Genomic DNA, 18,266 nt, shown 5'->3' with positions numbered 1-18,266 from the left:
ACACCCATGGCCTGTAACGACTGCCCCCGTGGGCTTAGCTATGTTAGCAGGCTGTGGAAGAAACAAGAACCTTAGTTGATCTGGGGCTAATTGAGCCCAAAACTGTGCCTGAGCACGCGAAAGGCCAAAGCTGGGCTCTGCTCTTTGCCATAGGAAGATTGGGTAGAGACCGAGAGGGTCAGCCGCCGTTTGCTGCGGGTGATGCCCACATACAGCAGCCGCAACCGCTCGGCAGCCAAGTCCAAAAAGGCCTGTTCGGTAGGAGAGTTGGCCTGCAGATCCCAGTAGCTTCTGGGGCTGAGCTGCCGCAACTGGGCTAGGGCTTCTGCCTTCATATCGACGTCTTCCAAAAACCTCAGCCCCACCGGTCGCTCCTCGTAGTGGGTAGGAAACTCGTAGGCCGACACCTGGGGGATGAAAACCTGATCCCACTCCAAACCCTTGGCCCGGTGCAGAGTGGCAACCGTGATCGTGCCCGGCTCGGGGTTGAAGGCCAAGATCTCCGAGGGCAGGTTGTGGAGGCGGCGATCCAGAATTACCTGAAACTCCTGGGCAACTTCTTGCCAATCGGTCTCGGGCAGGGATCCCAGCACCTGCTCCAGCTGGTTGAGGACATAGCAGCCCACAAACAGCTCTTCCGGCTTGCGGTAGAGGCTTTGGACAATGACATTCAGCACCTCCGGCCAGGGAGACCGCCCGGCCCGCAGCCAACTGGCCAGGGTGCGCAGCAAGCGGCCCAAGCTCTGCCAAGAGGGGCTCTCAGGCAGCACGGGGGCTGGATCAAACTGGGGAAAGAGCAGCCGCTCCGGCAGCGAGGCGCGGATCCAGCCCAGCATTGGCTCCAGCTCAGTTCGCGGGATCCCGGCCCAATCGGCCAGGCGATCCACTGCCGCAGCCAGGCGAGCAGAGGAAGTGGGCTCGGCCAACCAGTCAATTACCCCCTTGAGCTGCAGCAGCACCCGTCGCTGGCTGGGGCTGCCCCGCAATAGGTCGACAACCCGCTCCCCTCCCATTTCCCGCAGGTAGTCGAGGGCCTTGCCCCCCAGCTCGTTGGTGGTCACCAGAATAGCCACTGTCTGGTCAGGGAAGGTTTGGGCGGCTGCCAGAGCCCACTGGGCCACCTCCTGCAGCTCCCGCTCGGGAGTGCCGCTGACGCAGCGAAACTCCACCTGTCCTTCGCTAGCCGGGGGATTTGGGCTGCCGGCACTGGCTGGGCGAATGGGCTGGGGGGCCAGGGCAGTGCGCAGGGCTGGGATTGGGTGTTCCCGAGTAACCCAGTCCACCAGGCGGTTGGCTAGCTCCAGGATCTGGGGAGCGCTGCGGCTGGACTCCTGTAGGGAGATGATTTGGGGGCTGGCCTGACAAAAGGCGCGAAACAGCCGTGGCTCAGCCGTGGTGAAGGTGCCCATGATGCTCTGGTTGGGATCCCCTACCCGCACCAGGTTGCCCGTGCGCTGGCTGAGCAGCCGCAGCAGCTCTTCCTGCAGGGGGGAGCTGTCCTGAGCCTCGTCCTCGAACAGGTAGTCGTACCAGCTTTGCACCTGCTGCCGCAGCTCTGCGTCGCGCTCCAGCAGATCCATGGCCTGCCAGCCCAGGTCGTCGTAGTCCAGCTGGCCGCGGCGGCGCAGCTCCGCTTGGTAGGCATCGTACACAGGAGCCGCCCAGCCTAGGTAGCCCTCGCGAGGGAGCGCCTCCGGGCCTAGGCGGAGATTCTTGGCCGTGCTAATTACCGCCTGCACCATCTCCTGGAAGCTGCGCCGGAACCGCCGCCGGTTTTGGGCTACCTTTTGGGGGAAATTCTCATCCGTAGGGATCAAGGGCTCCCAGAGGTGGGTGTGGGAGTTGAGCCAGGCGCGGCAAAGGCGGGTGAGGAGGCGCTCCTGCTCATACCCCTCCAAGATGGACAGCTCTTCCCAAGGGCCTGGGGCCTCCCGCAACACCCGCAGTGCCAGCGAATGCAAGGTAAAGGCTTGGGTAAAGCGATCTGGGTAGCCCGCCTCCTGCAGGCGTTGGTTGATACGGTGCAGCAAGTTAACCCGCGCCGAACGCATGTAGGTAAACACCCCAATGCGCTCCGGTGGGACGCCGCGCTTGAGGATGAGATCGACAATTAGCAGCTCCAGGATAAACGTCTTGCCGCTTCCCGGAACAGCAGCAATCCCCAGCTGCCCCGATTGATAGGTCAAGACCTGTTGCTGCTCCGGGCGCAGGATGAGCTGGGGGAAAGGAGAAGCTGCCACGCCCTGCCTCCCTGTCTAGTTGAGGATAAAGGTCTCGATGGCCACCGCCACCCCATCTTCAGTAACAGGAGGGGCAACCCAATCGGCATAGGGCAGCAAGGCCGGCGAGGCATTCCCCATGGCCACCCCGATCCCTGCATACCGCAGCATCTCGATGTCGTTGTCGCCATCGCCAATGGCCATGACCTGCTCTGCCGACACCCCCAACACCTCTTCTGCCAAAAAGCGCACTGCATTGCCCTTGTTGACTGCCGGGTGGGTGGCTTCCAAGAAAATGGGCTCTGACCGCGTGAGGTAGAGCTGCTCGGGAGAATACCGCTGCCGCAGGGATCTCTGGAGTTCCTGCAAAAACTCCGTATCTTCCGAAACCACCAGGATCTTGGTGGGTCTTTGCCCATATTGGGCAGGGGAAAAGATCTGAAACGGCACCTGCGAGCGCTCGGCATAGGCGCGGCTCAAGGGGTTGAGCTCCCGCAAGTAGAGCTGGTCGTCGATGTAGAGGTGCACCCCCACCGGCAGATCCTGCAGCAGCTGCAACAACTCCTCAGTCAGCGACCAGTCCAAGCACCAGTGCTTTAACGTCTTTTGGCTATCGGGATCGCGAATGAGTGCCCCCTGGTAGCTGCAGAGCGGCATATCGGCTCCAATCTCATAGTGAAATCGCTCGGCAGAACAATGCATCCGACCGGTGGCAATGGCCACCCGCACGCCTGCGGCTTTGGCCCTTTGAATGGCTTGCCGCACTGGCTCCGAAACCTGGTTGGAAGGCCCCGCCAGCGTGCCATCGATGTCCAACACCAATAGCCGAATCTTCCTCTGGGCCAAGGGCTGAAGAGATCGCTCTTGAACTGGCACTTCCACTTGCATTGCTCCTCCTCTTGACCGCCTGCCGGCCCCTATTTGCCCATGGGTTAGGGGTCTAGTGCCCATCTCTAGGGGGCTCGCTACAGATTGTAATGGTCTGTAATGCTCCAAGCTGCTGGTTAAGCGGAGCGCGTCCTTGGCCTCTAGCGCCTGAGGAGAAAGCCTACAATTGAGTAAGGACTAGCCCTGTGATGGATAAACTGTGAACATGCTAAAACACATTGGTCGCACCTGCCGCTCTCTGTTGGCTCTTGCCCTGGCTTTGATCCTGGCTTTGGCCCCTGTGAGCGCTGTTTGGGCGCGCAGCGGTGGCCGCATTGGCGGCGGCTCTTTCCGCTCCCCGACCTTCTCAGCTCCCCGCTCTGTCGGCCCTCGCTCGGCTCCCGTGTACCCCAGCTATGGCGGGGGGCTTGGCTTTCCGCTGGTGGTGCCCTTGTTTTGGGGAGGCGGTGGCAGCCTGCTGGCGTTGCTGCTCTTGATTGGGGCCGGTAGCTTTCTAGTGCGCAGCTTGCGCTCGGCTGTTGCCGAAGAAGAGGAAGTTGGCGACCCGCAGGTAACCGTTGCCCAAGTGAAGGTGGGCCTACTGGCCAGCGCCCGCCAACTGCAAAAGGAGATCAATGCGCTGGCTCTGGAAGCGGATACCCAGTCGCCAGAGGGGCTGAGCCAATTGTTGCAAGAGGTTAGCCTTGGCTTGATGCGCTACAGCGACTACTGGGCCTATGGCTATGCCGAGGCGGAGAAGCTGCCCCTCTCCCGCGCCGAATCCCTGTTCTATCAAGCCTCTTTGCAAGAGCGGAGCAAGTTTAGCGCCGAAACCCTCACCAACCGCAACAACCAGATCCAGCAGCTTCCTCAAGCAGCTCTGCGGCGGGCGGCTGCCGGGATCCCCGAGGTTGGCGAGTACCTGGTCGTCACTCTACTGGTTGCGTATCGCGGCAACTTAGGTACACTACCTGTAGTTAAGTCCGTGGCAGAGCTGCGGCAGTGGCTGATGCAGTTGGCCTCCATCCCTGCCGAGCGGATTGTGGCCATCGAGGTGCTGTGGACGCCGCAGCTAGAAGGAGACACCCTGTCGGCAGAGGCGCTGTTGACCGAGTACCCAGAAATGCGGCTCCTCTAAGGTCGCTGGGCTAGGGAGACGGCGGTTGGCGGCTGGGGTGTTTCAAGCCACGGGCTCCTTGCCGTCCAAGGTAGGGAGGGCCTGTTTCCGTGTCTGGGTTTGATGCTTCAGCAGCCAGGAGCCGTTGTTCTCCGTGGGCCTTGTCCAGCTACACAACTCAAGCAGACTCTCTGCTGGATGAGCTCTTGGAGGAGTTGGAGCAAAGCCTAGAGGAAGAGGGGGCGGAGGAGTATCCCTATTGGGGTACGCGCCCCCCTTTGCTTCCCCGCCGTTCTTCAGCGAGAGGTGGACTGCTGCTGGGCTTGGCTTCGGCAGCCGCGCTGGTGGCAGGTCTGGCCTTCTGGATGACCCTGGACTCTCGGCCACGGGTTTTCTCCCCAGCTGCTTCTGTACCGACGAGGGATCCCAGCCACGAGAGGCCTGAGCCTGTCTATTCTGCTTCCCTGCCAGCCCAAGAGCTCTCCTTGGCTTCGAAGGATGAAAACCCTCCCAAGTTGCCTGAACAGGTTCCGTCTCAAGAGCCAAGAGGGAAGAAGCCAGAGGCGCCCTCGGCAAGGCTGACAGCGGCCGCCAGCCCCTCTGTTGCTCTAGCAGCCGGCCCTCCCCCTTCTGCTCGCGTGTCTAATCCGCCGGCACGGATTCCGCCTCCAGCACCGCCGCAGATGAAATTGGTGGGGTTGATCCACGATCCAGGCGCTCCCAAGGCCTTGATCTTGGTGGACAAAGTGATGCGGCAGGTGCCGGTTGGCCAGACGGTGAAAGGCGAGTGGCAGGTCACCTCCATCAGCCCCCACGGGGTGGCCGTGAGCAATGGTGTCCGCAGCGTTACCCTGCAGTTGGGGTTACCTCAGTCAATTTAGGAGGGAAGCGCACAGATGGCAGTGGGCAGGCTGGGGAAAGGAAGCCGTCGCAGGGCGGGGATTGCCTGCGTGTTGGGATATGTTTGTCTCAGTCTGCTGGCCTGCCGCAGCATGCCTCCTGCACCGGAAGCCGCAAAGGGGATCCCGGCGGCCTACGCCGATCGCCCCCAGCTGCAGGGCAAGGCAGTGGTGGAACTGGAAATCGAGACCGCTGAAGGCCTAGGGCGGGTGCTTCTAGAGATCCGCGGCGATGCGGCGCCCCTTACGGCTGGCCAATTTGTCGACTTGGTGCAGCGGGGCTTCTACAAGGGCTTGACTTTCCATCGGGTAGAGAAAGATCCCCAACCGTTTGTGGTGCAGGGAGGAGATCCCCGAGGGGATGGCACCGGTGGCGCCACCGAGCCAGGCAGCAACCGCCTGCGCACTATCCCTTTGGAAATCCAGGTGCGCGGAGAACCCTACCCCCGCTACAACACTTTGATTGAGGATCCCGTAGCCCTGAGCAAGTTGGTTTTGCCCCATCGTTTGGGGGCGGTGGGCATGGCCCGCTCCAGCCCTCTGGATTCGGCCTCTTCCCAGTTCTATATCGCCCTCTCTGCTCTGCCAATTTTGGATGGGCGCTATGCCGTGTTTGGCTATGTCACCAGTGGCATGGAGTGGGTGGAGCGCATCCAGGTGGGAGATGTCATCCGCTCGGCGCGGGTACTCGAAGGGGCAGAGCTGCTGCGGGTGCCGGGAAGTCCAAAGCCAGCTGCAAACTAGGGATCCCGACCGTTCCCTTGCCAAGAGGCCGCCGTTTCCAGTTGCCAACACCCGATTGGGAAGTGTAGGCCAAGGCGCGGCTTGTCCTGCAAAAGTTATCGGCTCCCCTCCGCCGGATTTAGCGCACCAGATCGAGCAGACGGGCGAAGTAGAAGCGGGTTTGAATGGCTTGTCGTTGCTGGACTTTCCAGCCCCACCCGACAAGGTGGCTGACCAAGGTGGCCTCGCGGTGGAGGTAGGCACGGGTGGTTTTGGTGGATCCAGGGAAGAACTCCCCTACTTTCTTGAGCAGCGTCAGCCAGGGGCTTTTGGGAGCAAAGCTGAAGATCAGGCGGGACTTGGCCAGGCTGGTCAAGTGCTTAAGCATGCGCAGGGCGTCGGCTTCGGGGTAGTGGATCATCACGTCCAGGCAGATGACAACATCGTACTGCCCCGTTAGCTCCTCCAGATCCAAGACCTGAAACTGGGGGTTGTCCAGGGATCCCAGCTCAATCTGCTGCCGGCGACGTGCTTCGTTGACCATTTGTTCGGAAATGTCGCTGGCAAACACCTGCGCCCCACGAGCAGCCAGAGGCAGGCTAAGGCTGCCCACCCCACACCCGGCATCGCAAATGCGCAAACCGGAGGGATCCCCTAGCCACTGCAACACCGTTTCAATCGTGCGGGCATGGCCCAGTCGGATGTCCTTTTGGACGAAGTTAACTTCCTCTTCGCCGTAGATGCGGCGCCAGCGCTCGAAGCCAACGGTGTTGAAATAATTGCGGACAATGGTTTTTTCTTGCATAGAACTCACCGCTGCCCTGCCTTTGCAGGGAAACCCCCTCTGCCGGGGGCCTTTCTGCCCAATTTTACCCCGAAGCCGCTGCCGCCACTTTTGGAGGCGCTGCTACCAGAAAGCCAGCGTTCCTATCAGGCTGGCGAACCCAGGGGAGAAGACCGAGATGCAGGCAAGGCTGAGCGAGTTGCAGCCGCTCTCTGCAGGGCATCTTGCAAGATCCGGTCTACCAGCTCCGTAAACGTCCAGCCCAGAGCCGCCGCTGCCTCAGGACAGAGGGAGGTAGGAGTCATGCCAGGCAAGGTATTCACCTCCAGCACCCAGGGGTTCTCGTCGGCGTCCACCCGCAGATCCACCCGCGCCAAACCCTCGCACCCCAGCACCCGATAGGCCTCGAGGCCCACGGCCTCACAGCGGGCTAATCCTGACGAGCTGAGGGAACAGGGGATCAAGTGCCGCGAGCCGCCGGGGGCGTACTTGGCTTCGTAATCGTAGAAATCCCCTCGCGCCGGGATGATCTCAATGGCCGGCAGAACTTGGCCGGAGAGAATAGCAAGGGTAATCTCCTTGCCAGGAATGTAGCGCTCCAGGAAAACCCGCGCTGAGATCGAGCGGGCCAACTCCAGCCCCTGGGCAAACGACTGCTCATCCTGCACAATGCTGATCCCCAGCGTCGAGCCACCGTTGCTGGGCTTTACCACCAGCGGCGATCCCAAGCGCGCCGCACACTCAGCCCAGGAGAGCGGCTGTGCCTCATCCCAGACCAACCAGTCAGGGGTAGGAACCCCTTCGGCACGAAAGATCTGCTTGGAGACCAGCTTGTCCATAGCTAGGGCGCTGGCCAGCGGCCCGGATCCCTGGTAGGGCAGGCCCAGCCAGTCCAGCATCCCCTGCACCACACCATCCTCGCCACCCGGACCATGCAGGGCAATCCAGACGAAGTCGCAGCCAGATTGCCGTTCCTGCCAGAGACGCAGGGGCAAATCTTCCTCCGGGTCGATGAGCTTGACCCGATGCCCCAAGTCCTCCAGAGCCCGCTTGCAGGCTCTCCCTGTCACTAGGGAGATCTGCCGTTCTGCCGAACGGCCTCCCGCTAGTACAACAATGTTCATGACTCCTCCCCACCTCCAAAGCTTTCCCCAGCATTGCCCCCTCCCCTGGCTAGAGGGTGGGACGGCGGCGGCGTAAAAACTCGGGGATGTCCAACCCCCCAGAAGTCGGGGGCTCAGGCTCAGGGGGCTGCCGAGGGGGTGGCTCTGAGGAGGGCTTGCGCGTTCCCACTGAGTTGGCTGTGGAGGTCTTCGCCGCGGGAGGGCTAGCAGCCGATCGCGAGCGGTCAAAACCTGTGGCGATAACGGTGATGCGCACCTCGCCTTGCATGCGCTCGTCTTGCACCGTGCCAAAGATAATGTTGGCCTCTGGATCTACAGCCTCGGCGATGATCTCCGCTGCTACCGTTACCTCGTGCAACGACAGATCCAGTCCGCCCGTGATGTTGAAGAGTACGCCCTTGGCCCCCTCGATGGAGGTTTCCAAAAGGGGAGAGGACACAGCAGTAATGGCGGCTTCGCGGGCACGGGACTTACCGGATCCCATCCCAATGCCCATCAGGGCAGTCCCAGCATCGGCCATGACGCTGCGCACATCGGCAAAATCCACGTTGATCATGCCGGGGATGAGAATGATGTCCGAGATACCTTGCACTCCCTGGCGTAGGACATCATCGGCAACGCGAAAGGCTTCGTGCACAGGGGTTTGCTCAGAGATTACCGAGAGCAACTTGTCGTTGGGGATCACAATCAAGGTATCCACTGCCTCCTGCAGGGCTTGGATCCCTTCTTCAGCTTGCTTGGCGCGCCGCTTGCCCTCAAAAGAAAAAGGCCGCGTCACCACTCCCACGGTCAGGGCGCCGCTAGCCTTGGCAATCTGGGCCACCACCGGCGCTCCCCCTGTTCCTGTGCCCCCTCCCATGCCAGCAGCAATGAAGACCAGATCTGCCCCTTTGAGAATGGCGGCAATTTCCTCGCTGGACTCCTCGGCCGCTTTTTGACCAATGGCCGGATTGCCGCCTGCCCCTAGTCCACGAGTTAGCTTTTGCCCGATTTGCAGACGGTTTACTGTTGGCGCTGAGGATTGGGCAAGCGCCTGGGCATCGGTGTTGATGCTCCAAAACTCGACGCCCTTGAGATTACTAGCTGCCATCCGGTTGACTGCGTTGCCACCTCCTCCCCCCACCCCCACGACCTTGATTTTTGCGGCATTGCTCAGCATGCTTTCCTCTGGATAACCTGCCGCCTTAGTCTGAGCCCCGTTCCCTTCAAAGTTGGCTGCCAGCCCTCCGCCTAGGGAGGGTTGGCTGGAGCAAGAAGAAGCTGAGTGGGCCTGCCCCAGACCCTGATCAGGACTAGGGGAGAAGGTATAAGACCAACTGGATGGCATATCAGCCCTCAGGATATCTTTATTAATTATCCTAGCCAATGCTAAACATCCTAGCCGATCCTAAGGCAACTCCCCTTCTTTGCCAATGTTAAAAACGTTTTTTGCCAGGTAACAGCTTCCCAAAGGCCTCACTGGGATAGTCTAGGCTCTTTTATGTTCGCTACTTTACTTACGCATCCCCCCTTGAAGTTGAGCTTTCTAGGAATGCTAACTTGCCTACGAACCCATATGCTCTACAGTACATAGAGCTGAAGGAGATAGACCGTTGCCCTTAAAACAGGCTGGTATCTTCCTGTAAGCTAATCTCCGCTTAGAATACTAGCTCTTGCGGCGAACTGACTCTCGATGAGGCGGCAAATTTGCTGGGCGGCTGTGCCGTCACCGAAGGGGTTTTTGGCTTGTGCCATGCGGGCGTAGGCTTGAGGGTCGGTAAGCAACTCCCGAGCCGCCTCCAGGATCTTTTCGGGGTGGGTGCCGACCAGGCGGGCGGTGCCAGCAGCAATCGCCTCGGGGCGTTCAGTGGTTTGCCGCAGCACCAGCACCGGCTTGCCCAGGGCAGGGGCCTCTTCCTGAATGCCGCCCGAATCAGTGAGAATGAAAGTACAGCGCTGCATGGCGCTTACCCAGCAGGGATAGTCCAAGGGATCAGTGAGAAAGACCCGCTCCTGGGATCCCAAGAGCGCTTGCAGGGGCTCCCGCACGACTGGGTTGGGGTGGAGAGGTAAAAGAATAGCCGTGTCGGGGAACTCAGCCAAAAGTTGCAGGAGAGCCTTGGCAATGGCTTGAAGGGGATCCCCCCAGTTTTCCCGCCGGTGTATGGTAACCAGCAAAACGCGATAGCGCTCCCAGTCTAGGCCGGGGATAGGACAGGGGATCCCAAGGGAAGCCACCTGCTGTAGGGCATCGATGACGGTGTTGCCCGTGCAGTAGATGGATCCCACCACGTGGCTGCGCTTGAGGTTTTCCACGGCCTGCGGCGTGGGGGCAAAGTGGAGGGTAGCCAACTGGGAGATGAGGCGGCGGTTGGCCTCCTCGGGAAAAGGGTGGTAAAGATCGTCGGTGCGCAGGCCGGCTTCCACATGCCCCACGGGAATGCGTTGGTAAAAAGCAGCCAGGGCGGCAGCAAAGGCTGTCGTGGTGTCACCCTGAACCAAAACCAGTTGGGGCTGTTTCCCTTGCAAGTAGGGTTCTAGGCCGCGCAGGGTGGCTTCGGTAATATCAGCTAGGCTTTGGCGAGGCCGCATGATCCCCAAGTCCCAGTCCGCCTGGAGGCCAAAAAGCCGCATCACCTGATCCACCATCTCTCGGTGTTGCCCCGTCAGGACGACCTCGGTGCGCAGGTAGGGACTGGCCCGCAAGGCCTGGATCACTGGAGCCAGCTTAATGGCCTCGGGCCGCGTACCCAAGATTACAGAAACCAGAGGAGGGGAAGCCATGGGATCAAGGGCAATGGACTAATCTGCTCCGGAGGCCTTTGGTCGGCAGGGTTCTCAACAGAGACTATAGCCGCCCTTGTCGTGAAGACCTGCCCCACTTTAGCTCTGCCAACAGGCAACCTGGTGGCAGCTCCACCTCCACACGCCCACTAGAACAGATGAAGAGGGATCCTGCAGCCCCCGAAGTCGAAGCGGAGGAACAAGAATCCCTCTCTTTAGGTTGGGTTTTAACGATCTTCTTTCAGCTTTTATCGCACAAAATGAGAGAAATGTTGGTCGTGGGAGAAGGCAAAGCTACTGCTAGGCTTAAATCCACTCCATTTCGTCACAGATGAGAGTAAACACCGTTGCGCAAGTGGCCACCAGCAGCGAGAAGAGAAGGGGCTTGCCGTGAGCTATGCAAACCCCAGCAGCCAAGGAGGCGCCAACAGCAGCAGAAAAAGTGCGGCCTGCCCAATTACCCTTGGAGGGTTTGCCAAAGGGGTTAAACTTGTTAGACATTTCAACCCAAGAGAAGGTAAAGAGTGTTTCCCAGAGTCTGTTTCAGGCTACCATCCTCAGAGGCTATTTCGGCATGATTCAGAGCTGTTCTCAATATTTCTTCGCCTAGGCTTCAATCTTTCGTAAAATTGCACTCAGGCGCTCGTAACCCTCCCGCCGCAGCCAGCTCAACTGCCGCCCTGCCTGCACTAACCAGTGGCGATCTCTAGGGCTGGCGGATGACAGCAACCACCAACTCCTTGTTGGGAATGCCGTTGAGGCGCAGCAGGGTGTACAGAAACTACTCCCACATCTTGCCCTCAGAGCAGGAATAGGGACGGGCGCGGAAGTCGCTAAAACTTGGGGTTGCTGCTCCCGCAGCTGTTGGGGGAAAGACCCAAAGCTCTGGGTCGGTGAACTGGGTCAACAGGCGTGATGGCTGCGTAGCAAACCACTCCGTAGATAGAGCAGGCAGAGTCGGGAAGGCCAGGCGTTCCAGCTCAAGGACCTGGGCCACAAAGGTGGCGGTGTTGGCTTCTACCACTTCCCCCAGAGCAAAGGGGGGCAGGGAGGTGGCTTAGAATTGCATCCTGCCTCCAATATGGAGCTCCTCCTAGGGTGGGCTGAGCCAGAGTTTACGCTAGTCTGGTTGCTGGTGGCGGGCATGGGCTCGTTGCAGGGCCTGTCGCACTGCGGCAAAGCCAGTTCCGCCGGGGCTAAGCCGCGCAGCCACAACCTGACGGGGATCGATGGCCGTAAAGATATCCTCCCCAAAGGCCGGGTGAAAGCTTTTCCAGCGCTCCAGGGGCAAATCCTTTAACAGGATCCCTTCCGCAAGACAGGTGCGCACAATCCGCCCCACCAGGTCGTGAGCAGTGCGAAAAGGCACTCCTTTGCGCACCAGGTAGTCGGCTACATCGGTGGCATTGGAAAAGTCTGCCTGCACCGCGGCCTCCAGGCGTTGGGTTTGGAACTGGATCCCTTCTCGCAGGAGGATCCGCATCGCCTCTAGGCAGGCTTTGACAGTATCGACAGTATCAAAAAGCCCCTCCTTGTCCTCCTGCAAGTCTTTGTTGTAGGCCAGGGGCAGCCCTTTGAGGGTAACCAGCAGGGCTTGCAGATGCCCAAACACCCGCCCGGTTTTGCCCCGCACCAGTTCTGCCACGTCGGGGTTTTTCTTCTGGGGCATAAGGCTAGAGCCGGTAGCACAGGTATCGGTGAGGGCGACAAAGCCAAACTCCTGCGAGGCCCAGAGGACAATCTCTTCCGAGAGGCGGCTGAGGTGAACCATGATCAAGCTGGCGGCGGCGTGGAACTCTACGAGGAAGTCGCGGTCGCTCACTGCATCCAGGCTGTTGGCACTGATGCGCTCAAACCCCAGCAGATGAGCAACAAACTGCCGGTCGATGGGCAGGGAAGTGCCGGCTAGCGCCCCAGATCCCAGGGGACAGACGTTGACCTCCTCCCGCACTCGCCCCAGCCTTTGCCAGTCCCGCCAGAACATCTCTTCGTAGGCCAAAAGGTGATGGGCTAGGCTAACGGGCTGGGCCCGCTGCAGGTGAGTGTAGCCGGGCAGGATTGTCTCCACGTGCTGGCTAGCCAACTCCAGCAAAACCCCTCGCAGCTCCCAGAGAGAATGGCGGATGGCGTCAATTTGATCCCGCAGGTAAAGGCGCAAGTCGGTGGCCACTTGGTCGTTGCGGGAGCGGCCGGTGTGCAGCTTTTTCCCCACCTCCCCTACCAACGCTACCAGCCGGCGCTCGACGGCGTAGTGGACATCTTCAGCCTCTGGGTCAGGCTGAAAACTCCCCTCGGCTGCCTCTTTCTGGATCTGCTCCAGCCCTTGCCGAATTTGCTCCGCCTCTTCCCGGCTCAGGATGCCGCAGGCCCCCAGCATCTGCACGTGGGCCAGGGATCCGGCCACCTCGTAGGGCAAAAGGCGAATGTCAAAGCTTATGCTGGCGTTGAAGCGGGCAATTTGGGGGTGTAGGGATCCCTCGAAGCGGCTGCTCCAGGGACGGGGGGTGGAAGGTGAGGTTGGCTCAGGCATAGGAACCAGCACCCAAAAGATGGCTGCCGTGGAAACAAAAGCCTGCCTTGCAATGGCTAGAAGACCCCTGCCAAAGCCCACCTAGCCTTAGTGGGAGCTGGTGATGCTCTTGAGCATGTAGCCCGCCACCAGCCCTATCAGAAGCGCCCAAATTTGGCCTGATTCCACAAAGTTGTTCCAACCTTTGCGGATATCGCCCAGCACATCTTGGCGGAACACCTGGGCAACGATGGCCTTTGTCTGCAAGGCGGGCGGAGCTGGCAGGTAAGAGGAAGTGAAGTTCATGCCCATACCTCCGGTAAAGCTCAAGTAAAGACGGACGAATTCCCCCAGCTAGAGAGTACTGTAAACTCTGCGCGTCACACTAGGGCAGGTGAGGTTCCGTCCCACTAGCGCAAACGGTAGCCCTACCCTTGGCCATCCAACTCCAGACCTTCTGGAGCTAGGCGGCCTCAGGCTCCGGCAACACCTTCAGCACCACCAGGGTGGTATCGTCCACCGGCATAGGTCGCAGGGAAATTTCCTCCCGGAACAGGAGCTCTAGCTCCACCGCTGGCTCTGGGACAACAAAGTGGACTCCCTGGCGGCCTCGGAAAGCATCCATCTGCGCAAAGAGACTTTCCAGGATCTCCTCTGGCGACTCGTAGCAGCTGGCAGCCCGCTGGATAGCATCCATTAGACCGGCAGTCTCCAGCCGCTCCCCGCGGGTATTGGCAACCTCAATATAGCCATCGGTGTAGTAGACTACAACATCTCCTGGCTGCAGTTGCACACAGCTTTCTGAGTATTGGCTGTGCTCCTCCAAGCCAATCAGCGCCCCTTCCGTATCCAAAGGCTGAATCTCACGGGTGCGGGCCTGCCACCAGAGGGGAGGGTTGTGGGCGGCGTTGCCAAAGCACAGGCGACGGGAGCAGGGATCGTACTCCGAGTAAAACAGGCTGATAAAGCGACTGGAGTTTTTGAGATCGCTGTACATGGCCCGATTGAGATGTTGGAGAACGCGGGCCGGCGAGTGGCCGTTAAGAGCTTCTGCCCGCACCATGGCGCGGGTCATGCTCATGAGCAGCCCGGCAGGTACACCTTTGCCCATGACATCCCCAATGACAATCGCTAGGCGAGAGTCTGCGGAGGGCTCAGGCGGTTCCGCCCGGTTGCTGGCCGGCTCTGCAGAGGCAGGCCCCCTCGGGATCTTGATGAAATCGTAGTAGTCGCCCCCCACTTTGCTGGCTACGCGGCAGCGGGCTGCCAGTCGAATGCCCCGAACTTGGGGGTATTGGCGGGGCAACAGTTGGGTCTGGATGTAGGAGCCGATCTCCATTTCTTTTTCCAGGGCCATTCTGCGGCGCAAGGCTGTCCGCAGGCGCTCATTCTCGATGGCTACACCCGCTTGGTCAGCCACTAGGCGCAAAAGTTGCTGGCGAGGCTCGGTCCAGTGGTAGTTGGGCTGGCGGCTGAAGACGTACAAGCGACCCTGGACAGAGTTACGGATCAACAGCGGCGTGCCAAATAGGCGCCCATCCGGCCCCAGGATCTGGCGCAGACGCTCGTCCAGAAGATGTTCAAGAGCTGGGATCTTCACCGCCAGGGATCCCTCTAGTTTGAGAAGAGGCTCCTGAGCAGATAGGGCTTGGGCAATCTGCTCCATCTCGGCGCGAATCTGCTCGCGGCGATCGAGATCGAAACAGTGCAGTTGATCCAGTTGAATAGTGCCGTTGGGGTTAAACAACACCAGCGCTCCCCCCTCAGCCCCAGTGAGTTGGCTGGCCACAAAAGCCGTGAACTCCAGGATCTGGTTGAGGTTATTGAAGGAGCGCAGGGCAAAAGCCAATCCTCCCAACAAGTACAGCATCGACTGCTGGTCTGCCCCCACTTCAGCTTTGTTGGCCCGACTGGGCAAGAGGGCTGGCGGCTCCTTCTCCTTGGCAGTACCAAGCCTAGAGCGGGGATCCTCCTGCCCTGAGCTGGGAGTGCTCGGGTCGGTTGTGGACGGCAGCGAGGCAGGCAGAACTTTGGGAGGAAGCAAGGAGTCCGACCAGGACAAACCTGCTCGCCCGGCGGGCGGCTGGGCCGGTAAAGCTTTTTGCGGGCTGTGCTCCTCCATGGGGAAGGTAGAGCCAATCCCTCAGCAACATAACGATGCAGTCTAGCAAAGATAGCACAGGCTCTACCCCGTCTTCTCCCGAAGGCTCTGCTTGAGTTCATGTTGTCGAGGTCATTGGCGGCTACGCCCTTCTGGGCTGACGGGATCCCTGACACACCTCTCGGTAGAGCTGTTCCAGGCGGCTGAGGTTGTGGCTGAGGGTGTAGCGCTCCAGAACCCGTTGGCGGGCTTTCATCCCCAGCAGTTGGGTAAACTCCCGCTGATCCCGCAAGAGGGGCAATAGCGTTTGCAGCTCCACCGTCACTCGGCTTGGATCCAACAGGATCCCGGCTCCGTCCGCCAGAACCTCGCCATCGGCGCCGACGTCAGTGGCCACCGCCGCTACCCCACAGGCCATTGCCTCCAACAGCGACAAAGACAGCCCCTCGATCAAGGAGGGGAGAATGAACACGTCGGATCCCCGCAAGATCTCAATGCGCTCCTGCTCGTCGGCAACATAGCCCAGCCAGTAGATCCCGTGCTGGCGGGTGTAGAAAGGCTTGAGGGTATTGAGCAGGGGTCCATCCCCCACAATGAGCAGGCCGCACTTTTCCCCCATTTGAGCCTGCTTCCAGGCTTTGAGCAGGGCCTCGACATTCTTTTCCGGCGAGATCCGCCCTTGGTAGACGAAGACCCGCTCTAGCCCTAGCCGCTGCTTGAGGGTGGAGGGCCCTGGCGAATACTTGTCAACATCGACGCCATTGGGAATGACCACCACCTGCTCGCTGCCCACCCCCAGTTTGACCAGGACCTGGCGCTGCGTTTCCGAGAAGACGATGGTGCGATCGTAGTGGGCCAAACAGGGGGCATAGAGCTGATAGGCCAAGTATTGGGTGCGGGAGGCGATGTTGCGCCGCCGTCGGTCAAAAGCTGGGTGGAAAGTGGCCACTAGGGGCTGGTTGAGCTCAGCACAGATCTCGGGCAACGCAAAATCAATGGGCGAAATGGTCAAAGAAGCATGCACCAAATCCGGCTGCAATTCCCGCAGGGCTTGCTCCAGCAGCCGCCGGGCGTTAGGAGCCGGGATCGTGTAGATCTGCGACTTGTAGAGACAGGGCAGAGAGACATCCCGCCCCTCCAGCTCGGCACGCCAGTTGCTCCCCGGACGGGATCCCCCCTCAGCGGCGGCCTCTTCGTTGGTGAAGTGGAAAAAGCTCACCTGATGGCCCCGCTCCAAAAGGCCGTTGGTTACCTCGCGGCTGTAGGTGACGTTGCCACAAAAGGGTGTTTTCTTGCCTATCCAGGCAATGTGCATGGGTGGATCCCTACGCTGCTAGAACGGTTAAACCTCCCATAAGGTTAGCAGACGCGGATCCCCCCTCTGCTTGCTGCCTGGGCATGGGAAAGCTAGCAGCAGCCCGACAGCAGGACGGCGCGTAGCTATGGGGCTGTTCCTAAGCTCTGCCTTGCCCTGCCGTCAGCGGCGCGGAGGGCTTGGGGAGGCCGGCACCGCTGCTGGGAAGGAGCAACCTAGCTAGAGCTGGCGAAGAAGTCAAGCCTCTCTATTCAACAAACTCCAGAAGTACATTCCTGCCGACGCATTTAAGACTGCCAGGGCAAGAAACGTCCAGGAAAGGCCCAGATAGGTTTCCGCTACCCCTGTCAACACCAGCGGCAAGCTGAGGGCAATGTTAACGGCATTGTTGAGCAACCCAAACACCTTGCCCCGCAGATGTTCAGGCGTTTCCTCCTGGAGCAGAGTTTGCATCGGCACCGCCACCAAAGCCCCTCCACAGCCCAGCAGAGCAATCCAGGCTAAGCTGGGAAACAGCTTCCTCTCTGTCCACGACAAAGCCACCAGCGCCAGAGACAGCAGGAGGGATCCCAGCCCGCTCCAGGCCCGACGGCTTACTCCTCGGCCTATGTGCCCTACCCAAAAGGCGCCAATCCCCATGCCTAGGCCGGCAGCAGCCAGCAACACTCCAAACTGATCGGCTTCCAGCTCCGCCATCACCTCCGCCATCCGCACCGCCAAGACCGCCAGGGCCGCAAACAGCGAGTAGAGCACCACCATCTGCAGCAGGGCTGCACGGATCAGCGGCATTTGCCCGATGTACTGTAGGCCCAGCTTGAGATCTTCCCAGAGATGGGGGGCTTCCCAGGAGCGGGGCTCTAGCTTCTCGTGAGGTTGCAACAGCAGCAGCAGGGATCCCGCCAAAAGGTAGGCTCCCCCCACCAACAGCTCTGGCCCCACCTCCCAGCCGGGCAACCAGGTGCGCACCCAACGCTCCGCCAGCGTCAACAGCGGCTCGCCAATGGCAAAGCCGACAACCAGCGAAGCCACCATCGTCGTGGTGTAAAGGGAGTTGGCCGCCAACAGCTCCCGCCTGGTCAGGATTAGCGGCAGAGTGGCCTGTTCGGCAGGGGCAAAAAACTGGGTCAAGACAGAGACGGCAAAGCTAATCAGCAGCAGCCCGCCAAAGCCCAAAGGGATCCCTGGCCAAAGGTCACGCCCCGCCGTCAGCCAGAGCAGCAGCGGCAGCAGCAGCACCAGGATGCCGCGCACCACGTTGGAGAGCACCAGCACGGCCTTCTTAGGCCAGCGATCCACGAATACCCCTGCCAAGCTGCCCAACAACACTGCCGGCAGGGTAAAGGCCAGCATAACCGCCGCTACCCAGCCGCTGATGGAAGCCCCCTCTGGCTGAAACCGCTTGGAGGTCACCCCAATCAGCAGCACCAACAACACCTTGTCGGCCAGCTGGGAAAACACCTGCCCCATCCACAGCAGCAGGAAATTGCGTCGGCCCAGCACGGCAGCGAAGTTTCCCAGGCCTGTCCCTGAGAAAGGGGGATCCGCCTGTTCTAGCTTCTCCGTTGGGCTGTTCTCTTTGGGATCCTCGGGAGGCGGCTCTGGCAAGGGATCCCCGGCTGGGCCCCCTGGCAAGCTAGAGGCAGGGCTTGTTATCGGCTCAAGGGGAGAACCCAGCTCCTCTGACTTCAGCGTCTCCATAGCCGCTGTTGACACTACTAAGTAGAGCTCCGCTCCCTCTTGCAGCCAGTCCCTTCGTTGTTCCCAAGTCATGGTGCCCCCGCCCAGCCTATCTCCCTCCCCCACCTTTCCTGCTGCCCGACAGCCTTGCTGCTGCTGGAGCGGGAG

16 protein-coding genes are annotated in these 18,266 nt (G+C 60.4%); 3 read left to right on the top strand and 13 right to left on the bottom strand.

What is annotated here, in order from left to right:
- Positions 1-86 precede the first annotated feature (86 nt).
- Together NW814_RS04820 and NW814_RS04815 are read right to left on the bottom strand one after the other, a co-directional pair.
- Positions 87-2,240, bottom strand: coding sequence for an ATP-dependent helicase (locus NW814_RS04820; RefSeq protein WP_414405407.1), 2,154 nt, complete (start codon positions 2,238-2,240; stop codon positions 87-89).
- 15 nt (positions 2,241-2,255) lie between these two features.
- Complete coding sequence (locus NW814_RS04815; protein ID WP_414393356.1) at positions 2,256-3,107, bottom strand: Cof-type HAD-IIB family hydrolase; 852 nt, start codon at positions 3,105-3,107, stop codon at positions 2,256-2,258.
- A 205-nt stretch (positions 3,108-3,312) separates the two neighbouring features.
- On the opposite strand from NW814_RS04815, the gene NW814_RS04810 reads away from it, so the two are divergent.
- The 3 genes from NW814_RS04810 (at position 3,313) to NW814_RS04800 (ending at position 5,846) form a co-directional block, all read left to right on the top strand.
- On the top strand, positions 3,313-4,224 hold the full coding sequence (locus NW814_RS04810; RefSeq protein WP_414405448.1) for a DUF1517 domain-containing protein: 912 nt from the start codon (positions 3,313-3,315) through the stop codon (positions 4,222-4,224).
- 185 nt (positions 4,225-4,409) lie between these two features.
- On the top strand, positions 4,410-5,084 hold the full coding sequence (locus NW814_RS04805) for a hypothetical protein (protein WP_414405406.1): 675 nt from the start codon (positions 4,410-4,412) through the stop codon (positions 5,082-5,084).
- 15 nt (positions 5,085-5,099) lie between these two features.
- Positions 5,100-5,846 (top strand): peptidylprolyl isomerase, encoded by a 747-nt coding sequence (locus NW814_RS04800; protein ID WP_414405405.1) that lies wholly within the window; start codon positions 5,100-5,102, stop codon positions 5,844-5,846.
- A 118-nt stretch (positions 5,847-5,964) separates the two neighbouring features.
- Here NW814_RS04800 and bchM read toward each other — a convergent pair whose 3' ends face one another.
- The 11 genes from bchM to NW814_RS04745 form a co-directional block, all read right to left on the bottom strand.
- Complete coding sequence (bchM, locus tag NW814_RS04795; protein WP_414393348.1) at positions 5,965-6,630, bottom strand: magnesium protoporphyrin IX methyltransferase; 666 nt, start codon at positions 6,628-6,630, stop codon at positions 5,965-5,967.
- A 125-nt stretch (positions 6,631-6,755) separates the two neighbouring features.
- On the bottom strand, positions 6,756-7,733 hold the full coding sequence (locus NW814_RS04790; RefSeq protein ID WP_414405404.1) for a D-alanine--D-alanine ligase: 978 nt from the start codon (positions 7,731-7,733) through the stop codon (positions 6,756-6,758).
- Between the two features lie 49 nt (positions 7,734-7,782).
- Positions 7,783-8,892 (bottom strand): cell division protein FtsZ, encoded by a 1,110-nt coding sequence (ftsZ, locus tag NW814_RS04785; protein WP_414393345.1) that lies wholly within the window; start codon positions 8,890-8,892, stop codon positions 7,783-7,785.
- Between the two features lie 467 nt (positions 8,893-9,359).
- Entirely contained in the window at positions 9,360-10,496 is a 1,137-nt protein-coding gene (gene wecB / locus NW814_RS04780) for a non-hydrolyzing UDP-N-acetylglucosamine 2-epimerase (protein WP_414405403.1), read from the bottom strand.
- 306 nt (positions 10,497-10,802) lie between these two features.
- Entirely contained in the window at positions 10,803-10,997 is a 195-nt protein-coding gene (locus NW814_RS04775; protein WP_414405402.1) for a hypothetical protein, read from the bottom strand.
- 280 nt (positions 10,998-11,277) lie between these two features.
- A complete protein-coding gene (locus NW814_RS04770; RefSeq protein ID WP_414405401.1) occupies positions 11,278-11,520 on the bottom strand; it encodes a hypothetical protein in 243 nt (80 codons plus the stop codon).
- Positions 11,521-11,616: 96 nt separating this feature from the next.
- Positions 11,617-13,026 (bottom strand): argininosuccinate lyase, encoded by a 1,410-nt coding sequence (argH, locus tag NW814_RS04765; protein WP_414405400.1) that lies wholly within the window; start codon positions 13,024-13,026, stop codon positions 11,617-11,619.
- 87 nt (positions 13,027-13,113) lie between these two features.
- Positions 13,114-13,311, bottom strand: coding sequence for a hypothetical protein (locus tag NW814_RS04760; protein WP_414405399.1), 198 nt, complete (start codon positions 13,309-13,311; stop codon positions 13,114-13,116).
- 157 nt (positions 13,312-13,468) lie between these two features.
- Positions 13,469-14,923, bottom strand: a complete 1,455-nt coding sequence (locus NW814_RS04755; protein WP_414405398.1) for a PP2C family protein-serine/threonine phosphatase — start codon at positions 14,921-14,923, stop codon at positions 13,469-13,471.
- Positions 14,924-15,248: 325 nt separating this feature from the next.
- Positions 15,249-16,421 carry a glycosyltransferase family 4 protein gene (locus NW814_RS04750; protein WP_414393335.1) on the bottom strand — a complete coding sequence of 391 codons (1,173 nt, stop codon included), beginning with the start codon at positions 16,419-16,421 and terminating at the stop codon, positions 15,249-15,251.
- A gap of 237 nt (positions 16,422-16,658) precedes the next feature.
- Positions 16,659-18,191, bottom strand: coding sequence for an MFS transporter (locus tag NW814_RS04745; protein ID WP_414405397.1), 1,533 nt, complete (start codon positions 18,189-18,191; stop codon positions 16,659-16,661).
- Positions 18,192-18,266 lie beyond the last annotated feature (75 nt).

This window comes from Synechococcus sp. R65.1 (assembly GCF_047461755.1).
Taxonomy (GTDB): Bacteria; Cyanobacteriota; Cyanobacteriia; order Thermostichales; family Thermostichaceae; genus Thermostichus.
This window is presented reverse-complemented; position numbering and strand designations above follow the sequence as displayed.